Consider the following 1,846-nt stretch of genomic DNA (forward strand, 5'->3'; position numbering starts at 1 on the left):
TACCAATGTCTGAGTTGTTCCCAGAGGTCTTTTATATAAATTTTGCCGTCAGGATCTTCTTTTAATCCGACTTCACGACAGAATTGCCAAATATGGTTACTTTCCTCTTGAAGCTGTTTCAACGAATTTTCTGTACAAGAGTAATTAATCCCTTCATTAATTAGCGGCTGTAGTTCTCCTAGAATGCGATTTAAGAGGGCGGGGACTACTTTTTCTTTTAGAAACGTAGGATCGTATTTAAAGCGCGAATCAGCTTCGATTTCTCCCTTTCTTGGATCTGCATTTTTTTTGTAAGTTTTCGTGAAATGTAAAATAGACCAACGAGATTCTACAGCTTCTAGCCCACCTTTAAGGGATGGGAATTCATTACAATTAAATAGAAAGACTGTAGCGGGGTTAATCGAGTATTCGGGCTGGTTTTTGACCTCAATATCGACTGTTTCCCCCGTAATCGCGGATTTAATGCACTGTAAATGGTCTAATGAGGCAAATTTACTATTTTCAGAAGCCCATGAAATATTCTTCCCTGCTAATTTGGCTAGTGGAAATTTACGACCTTGATCATAGGCTTGAAGGTCGCCAATCGTTATGTTGGTCATGGTTTGATTGAACAATACGTTTATCGATTCTCTCAACGCGTCTTTTCCGTTGTTTCCGTAACCTTGCAGCAGCAGGGCTTTAACCTCACGTCCTCTGAATTGTCTGACTTTGTTGAGATCAAGTGACGCGGCGATCGTTCTTAGAAAAATGGTTTGCTGTTGTGGGTCTAAGCACGCTAACAGACGATCGCCCTCTTGTTGATCAGCTTGTGGGTCGTAGTTAACCTCAGAACAGTAGGTGTAGTAGTCATTGGGTGAATGCGGGTGCAGCTTCCAAGTAACTTTTTTGCCGTCCCATTCGAGTTTTAAGGTTCCATTTTTAAGATTGAGTCCAAGGGGATTAATTAACTTTGGATCAATTGCAAAGGTTCTAAGAGTCCAACTCCAAATTTTATCGATGGCTTCTGGTGTAGCATAGGCATACTTCCAAATACCATTTTTTAGAACTGGAGTGGTACTGCACCATTCAAGAATTCTGCGTTGTTCTTCTGGGATACTCAGGATTTTGTAGTTGGTTCCAGAAAATTTATGTAGTTTTCCATCAATTGCAGCATATCGACCTTTACTGTATAAGTCTTCTACTGCTTTTTGCGTAAAGTGCATCTCTGGAGCGGGGGCGTGATCTGGTATTTCTGGATTAGGCAAAAACTCAACCTTACATTCACCTACAGCGTCCAAAATTTCTTTGGCGGTTGCTTTTTTTTCTTTAATCCAGTCAGCTATATCATAGCCATCTGACGGGGCGATCTTATCTGGATTCCACCAAAGCGGGAAAGAATTTTCCACATACAGCCATTGAGCATCGGGAAAAGCTTTGTAAATTTTGGCCATATGCACGATGCCTGGCTTATCCCGATCTGGCACTAATACAATTTTGGCTCCTTCTAAATCTTGAGTATCAGAATCACGCCATTTACTAGAACCGCCGATGTTGGTCGTAGCAGGAATTCCTAACGCCCATAAAGCATCAACGCATTTTTCACCTTCTACAACGAAAATGGTTTCACCTCTGGCGATCGCGTCTTTTACCTCACGATATCGATAAATAGGAATATTTTCTCTTGATACGCCATCAAGGTTCCAAATCCATTTTTTACCGTTGTAATGGTGTTGAGCAAACTTTTTCTTACCATTACTTAGATTTTGTCTAATGGCTTTAACCAGTACTTTTCCGTCACGGCTGTAGTAAATCCATTCTTGTGTATCGATAACAGTTGGTTTTTCTTTTTCGCGGGCTGCTTTACTTT

General features: G+C 40.8%; 1 protein-coding gene. It reads right to left on the reverse strand.

Annotated elements, in window-relative coordinates:
* A partial coding sequence (locus C7H19_RS25065) for a DUF5906 domain-containing protein (protein ID WP_245927798.1) occupies nt 1-1,846 on the reverse strand: 1,846 nt, incomplete at both ends.

Source organism: Aphanothece hegewaldii CCALA 016, from assembly GCF_003007785.1.
GTDB lineage: Bacteria > Cyanobacteriota > Cyanobacteriia > Cyanobacteriales > Microcystaceae > Chroococcus > Chroococcus hegewaldii.